Origin of the sequence: Actinomadura bangladeshensis (assembly GCF_004348335.1) — a bacterium.
GTDB classification, from domain to species: domain Bacteria; phylum Actinomycetota; class Actinomycetes; order Streptosporangiales; family Streptosporangiaceae; genus Spirillospora; species Spirillospora bangladeshensis.
Genome location: NZ_SMJW01000362.1, coordinates 1 through 6,053, shown reverse-complemented (window position 1 = coordinate 6,053; position 6,053 = coordinate 1). Strand labels below are relative to the sequence as shown.

Genomic DNA, 6,053 nt, shown 5'->3' with positions numbered 1-6,053 from the left:
CCCCACACGCCCGCCCCGCACGCCCGACGCCGCACGCCCGACCGGCGCGGTCGACACCGCACGACCGACCGGCGCGGTCGACGCCGCACGGTTGGCGTTGCACGATCGACACCGCACGATCGGCGCCGTGCGGTCGGCGTGGGCTCGGGTCAGCCGTGGACCAGGTCGCCGCGGGTGGTCTTGGTGCCGGGGACGGGCTCGGCGGGGTCGGTGCCGAGGGAGATGATCTTGTTGGAGCGGTCGACGTGGACGACGGTGGGGACGAACTCGCGGGCCTCGGCGTCGGCCAGCTGCGCGTAGCTGATGATGATCACCAGGTCGCCGGGCTGGACGAGCCGCGCCGCGGCGCCGTTGATGCCGATGACGCCGGAGCCGCGCTCCCCGGCGATCAGATAGGTCTCCAGGCGGGCGCCGTTGTCGATGTCCACGATCGAGACCTGCTCGCCGGGCAGCAGGTCGGCGGCGTCCATCAGGTCCTGGTCGATGGTGAGCGAGCCGACGTAGTGGAGGTCCGCCTGGGTCACCGTGGCGCGGTGGATCTTGGACTTGAACATCGTCCGGAACATCAGTGCTCCTTGCCGAGCTGGAGGTGAACGTTGTCGATGAGGTGGGTGGCGCCGACGCGGCCGGCGACGGCGAGGACGGCGGGACCGCCGGCGGCGGCCGGGGTGAAGGTCGCCGCGTCGACGAGGACGAGGTAGTCGAGCGCGAGGGGCGGGTCGGCGGCCGCGGCCTTGTCGAGGACGGTGCGGGCCGCGTCCAGGACCGCGTCCGGTCCCTCGGCGGCGGCGTCCGCGCCGGCCCGGAGGGCGCGCGACAGGGCGAGGGCCGTCCCGCGCTCGGCGGCGGACAGGTAGCGGTTGCGGCTGGAGAGGGCCAGCCCGTCCGGTTCGCGGACGGTCCGGCCGCCCATGATCCGCACGGGCACGTTCAGGTCGGCGACCATCCGGCGGATCATCGCCAGCTGCTGCGCGTCCTTCTCCCCGAAGACCGCCACGTCGGGACGGACCAGGTTGAGCAGCTTCAGCACGACGGTGAGCATCCCGTCGAAGTGGCCGGGACGGGCTGCGCCCTCGACGACCTCGCCCATCGGCCCCGACTTGAGCGTGACCTGTGGTTCGTCCGGATACATGACCTCGCGGGTCGGCGCGAAGATCAGGTCGACGCCCTCACCGGCGCACGCCTCGACATCGGCGTCGAACGTCCGCGGGTAGCGGTCGAAGTCCTCGCCGGGGCCGAACTGGAGGGGGTTGACGAAGATGCTGACGGCGACGGCGTCGGCACTGCCGCGGGCCTGCCGCATCAGGGACAGGTGCCCCTCATGCAGCGCGCCCATGGTGGGCACGAACGCGAGCGTCCCCTCGATACGGGCACGTGCCGCGGCGAGTTCCTCCCGCGTCCGCGCTATGACGGGTTTCAATCGACCTCCCACATCACCCTGGGCACCCGGTCTCCGGACGTCCGACTGCTGAACGCCCGTCTCGGAACGGACGCTTCCCGATCGTTGGTGTCCCGGCCCGCCGGTCCACGGCGTCCGGGGCGTCGCCTGGGCGGGATCAATCGGCCAGGGCTTCCAGGAGGCGTTCGGCGTCTTCGGGCTTGAGCAGCCCGGCGCCCAGCGCGCGGTCGGCGGTCAGCCGGGCCATGGCGACATAGGCGCGGCGGCTCTCCGGCGACACGTTGGCGAGTTCGGCGACATGCCCGGACACGGTGCCGGCGTCGCCCCGGGCGACCGGGCCGGTGAGGCCGTCGATGCCGAGGCGCAGGCCGTTGTCGAGGGCGGCGCCGAGCAGCGGGCCGAGCATGCGGCCGGGTTCGGCCACGCCGGCGCGGCTCAGCAGGTCCATCGACTCGACGACGAGGGTGACCAGGTGGTTCGCGCCTCCGGCGAGCGCCGCGTGGTAGAGGGGACGGGCCTCCTCGGTGATCCACACCGGCTCGCCGCCCATTTCGAGGACGAGCGCCTCCGCGACCGGGCGCAGCGGCTCGGGCGAGGTGACGCCGAACGAGATGCCGGTGAGCCGGTTCACGTCGTCCGGGCGCCCGGTGAAGGTCATCACCGGATGCAGGGCCAGGGGAAGCGCGCCGGCCCGGGTGAGAGAGTCCAGGACGGCGGTCCCGTAGCGCCCGCTGGTGTGCATGACCAGCTTGCCGGTGACGGGGACGCCCGCGGAGACCAGGCCGGACGCGAGTTCGGGCAGCTCGTCGTCGGGGACGGTCAGCAGCACGAGGTCGGCGGCGGCCACCACGTCCTGCGGTGTCGCGACGTCCGCACCCGGGAGGCGCTCCTCGACGCGGGTCCGCGACCGGTCGGACACGGCGGTCGCGGCGACGACGCGGTGCCCCGCGCGGGACAGCGCGGCGCCGAGCGCCGTGCCGACGCGGCCGGCGCCGACGACGCCGACCGCGAGCCGCGCGGGCCGGTCCTCCGGGGCCTCCGGGCTGTTTCCGGGCACGCCGGGGGCATGTGGGTCCATCGGTTCGTTCCAGTCCTCACAGGTAGGTACCGGACGGGCGCGAACCAGAGTACCCATGGCCCCCGGTCACGCGGTCCGGTGGGTGGCGGACGCCACCCCGGCCCCCATTCAGTCATGGGCGAGGGACTCGACGATGGACGTCCCGGCGGCGCGCCGTGCGGGCATGACGGCGGCGAGCGTCCCGGCCAGCCCGGCGAGCACGACGAATCCGACGATCTGGAGATACGGCAGGGCGAACACCGCGCCTTCGGTCATCGCGCCGGTCGCGGCCCAGCCGAACGCGACGCCGAGGGCCACCCCGGTCAGCGCGCCGATCACGGCCATGACCACGGCTTCGATCGACAGCATCCGGCGGAGCTGGCGCTTGGTGAGGCCGAGGGCGCGCAGCAGCGCCGACTCGCGGGTGCGCTCCACGACCGAGAGGGTCAGCGTGTTGGCGATGCCGAACAGGGCGATGACGATCGCGAGGCCGAGCAGCCCGCCGAAGATCATCAGCACCATGTCGATGGCGTTCTCCATCTGCTCCTCGAAGTCGGCGGTGGACTCGACCTTCGCGGCCGGGTACGGCTGCGCGGCCTGGTCGACGGCCGCGCGCGCCCGGTCGGCGGAGATCGCGTCGCCGGTCTTGACGAAGATCTCGGCCGGGTCCACGGCGCCGAAGTACCGGACGAAGTCGGCCTCGGGGACGACGATCCCGGTGAACTGACCGCCCAGCTTGTACGTCCCGCTGATCTTGACGGGGACGGTGCCGTGCCGCGTCGCGACCTGGAGGGTCCTGCCGACCTGCCAGCCGGGGACGTTCACGGCGCTCTCGTCCACCAGGGCCGTGCCCGGCTTCAGGTCGGAGACCGACCCGGTCTTCATCTTCGGCTTCGCGATCGTGCCCCAGGCGGACGCGGTCACCGTCGTGATCGACGCGTCCTCGCCGCCGACCTTGGTCTCCTTGTCGCGCACCTCGACGACCTGCTCCACACCGGGCCGCTTGCGCAGGTCGTCGCCGAGCGCGGCCGGGAGGCTCTCGGCGTTCTGCGCGGCGATCCTGAACTGGACGGGGAACTGCTCGTCCAGTTCCTTGACCGCCGTCGCCTTGCCGCTCGCCGCGACGACCGCGAACAGGCTCATCAGCCCGACGCCGACGGTCAGCGCGATCGTGGTGGTGGCGGTGCGGCGCGGGGTGCGGCGCGCGTTCGCGACCGCCAGCCGTCCGGGGACGCCGCCGAGCCGCGCCGGGATCGCGCCCGCGACCCGCCCGAGCGGGCGGACCAGCGCCGGCATCCCGGCGACCACCGCGAGGAAGAAGACGCAGCCGGAGAACGCGACCGCGAACATCGCGGTCTGGCCCTCCTGCATCACCAGCGCGCCGTACAGGCCGATCGCGAGGCCGGCGGCGCCCAGCAGGACGGCGGCGGCGGTGCGCCGGACGCCGAGCCGGAACCGTCCGCCGCCCGGCTCGGTCTCGGCGCGCAGGGCCTGGACCGGCGCGACGCCGGTCGCCGCGCGGGCGGGCAGCAGCGCCGACAGCACGGTCACGACGACGCCGACCGCGAGGCCGATCAGGACCGTCCGCAGCGCGAGGGACGGGGCGGTGAGCGCCACGTTGCCGTTCAGCCGGTTGATCAGGACGAGCGCGCCCTGCCCCAGCCCGACGCCCGCGGCGATGCCGAGCAGCGAACCGGTCAGGCCCACCACCGCTGACTCGGTGAGGACGCCCCCGAAGATCTGCCGGCGGGTCGCGCCGACGCAGCGCAGCAGCGCCATCTCCCGCATCCGCTGCGCGACCAGGATCGCGAACGTGTTGTAGATGACCAGGGCGGACACCAGCATCGCGACCAGCGCGAAGATCAGCAGGCCGGCGCGGATGATCTCGGTGTCGGCGCCCGCCGCCTTCGCCAGCTTCGCGCCGAGCTCCTTGCCGGTGTAGACGCGCAGGCCGGAGCCCACGGCGCCCTTCACGGCGGCCGTCGACACCGTGCCCGCGATGTCGATCTCCTGGTAGTTCTTCTGCCCGGTCATCCGGATCGCGGTCACCGGGTCGAACCCGACCGCGCCGAAGATGCTCGCCTCCTGGTCGATGCCGAAGTCGACCAGCCCGACGACGCTGAACCGGTGCGGCCGGTTCTCGGCGTCCAGGACCGTCACCGTGTCGCCGACGGTGAATCCCTCACGCTTGGCGACCTTGCTGTCGATGACGGTCTCGCCGCCGTTGGACGGAGGTCGTCCCTTGTCGATGTCGTAGCGCAGCAGGCGCCCGGACGGCACGGACATGCCCATCGTGGGGAAGTCGCCGACCGTCTTACCGTTCTTGCCCACCAAGGCGGCCTCGCCCTTCACAGCGCCTTGGGCGTCGATCACACCGGGTAGGGAGCGCACCTTCTGCAGGAGCGGTATCGGGAGGCCGTCGGTCGCGTGTTCATCGGGGACGACGGCGACGTCCACCTTGTCGGCCGACCGTGCGAACGTCTTAGCAACGCCCTTGTTCATGGTGTCCGTCAGGACGAACGTGCCGGAAATGAAGCCGACGCCAAGGGTGATGGCCACTGCGGTCAGGAGAAGGCGCAGTTTGTGGGCGCGCAGGCCCGCCAGGGTCGTTTTCAGCATCACGCCCCCAGGGCCTTGAGCCGGTCCAGGACGGCTTCCGGGGTCGGCTGGAGGATCTCGGAGACGATCTCACCGTCCCGTAGGAAGACCACACGGTCGGCGTAGGAGGCTGCCACCGGGTCGTGGGTGACCATCACGATCGTCTGGCCCATCTCCCGGACGGACGAGCGCAGGAACCCGAGGACCTCCGCGCCTGCCCGCGAGTCCAGGTTGCCCGTCGGCTCGTCCGCGAAGATGACCTCGGGGCGGGCGACGATGGCGCGCGCGCACGCCACCCTCTGCTGCTGGCCGCCCGACAGCTCGGACGGACGGTGCCCGAGGCGGTCGCCCAGGCCGAGGACGTCCACGACCTGCTGGAACCAGGCGCGGTCGGGTTTGCGCCCGGCCAGCTCCAAGGGCAGGAGGATGTTCTGCTCGGCGGTGAGGGTCGGGAGCAGGTTGAAAGCCTGGAACACGAAGCCGACCCGGTCGCGGCGCATCAGCGTCAGCTGCCGGTCGCCCATCCGGGTGATCTCGGCGTCGCCGAGCATGATGCGGCCGCCGCTGACGGTGTCCAGCCCGGCGAGGCAGTGCATCAGCGTCGACTTCCCGGACCCGGACGGGCCCATGATCGCGGTGAACGCGCCCCGCGCGAACCCGACGTCGACACCGCGCAACGCGTGCACGGCCGCGTCACCGGACCCGTACACCTTCGACACGCCCTCGGCCGTGACGGCCGGCGGCGCTGCGTCGGCGGGGGCTCCCCAGGGCGGGTCGGCGAACGTGCTGGTCACGGTGACTCCCTCATGGTCTCTTCGCGGCGTCGCGCGCCAGGTCCGGCGCTCGTTTCGTGCTCGCGATCGATCGAGGACCACGCTAGGAATCCGCGGCGCCGCCGCCATCGGCCCGGCGTCCACGCTCTTCGTCACTCTTACGGCCATTCGAGCCGCCCGCGTACGACCTGAGTCGTACAGGCCCGTCCCCCCATCCACCGACCCG

General features: G+C 72.6%; 5 protein-coding genes. All 5 read right to left on the bottom strand.

Features of this window, described 5'->3' with window-relative positions; genetic code table 11:
- Positions 1-149 precede the first annotated feature (149 nt).
- Positions 150-566 (bottom strand): aspartate 1-decarboxylase, encoded by a 417-nt coding sequence (panD, locus tag E1284_RS37555; RefSeq protein WP_131944907.1) that lies wholly within the window; start codon positions 564-566, stop codon positions 150-152.
- The gene (panC, locus tag E1284_RS37550; RefSeq protein ID WP_131944906.1) at positions 566-1,420 is read right to left on the bottom strand and encodes a pantoate--beta-alanine ligase; all 855 of its coding nucleotides are present in this window, start codon (positions 1,418-1,420) and stop codon (positions 566-568) included. Before panC ends, panD begins: the two co-directional genes overlap by 1 nt.
- A gap of 136 nt (positions 1,421-1,556) precedes the next feature.
- Entirely contained in the window at positions 1,557-2,477 is a 921-nt protein-coding gene (locus tag E1284_RS37545; protein ID WP_131944905.1) for a Rossmann-like and DUF2520 domain-containing protein, read from the bottom strand.
- Positions 2,478-2,585: 108 nt separating this feature from the next.
- Positions 2,586-5,075 carry an ABC transporter permease gene (locus tag E1284_RS37540; protein ID WP_131944904.1) on the bottom strand — a complete coding sequence of 830 codons (2,490 nt, stop codon included), beginning with the start codon at positions 5,073-5,075 and terminating at the stop codon, positions 2,586-2,588.
- Positions 5,075-5,848, bottom strand: coding sequence for an ABC transporter ATP-binding protein (locus E1284_RS37535; protein ID WP_131944903.1), 774 nt, complete (start codon positions 5,846-5,848; stop codon positions 5,075-5,077). The genes E1284_RS37540 and E1284_RS37535 overlap by 1 nt, the downstream gene beginning before the upstream one ends.
- Positions 5,849-6,053: the final 205 nt, after the last annotated feature.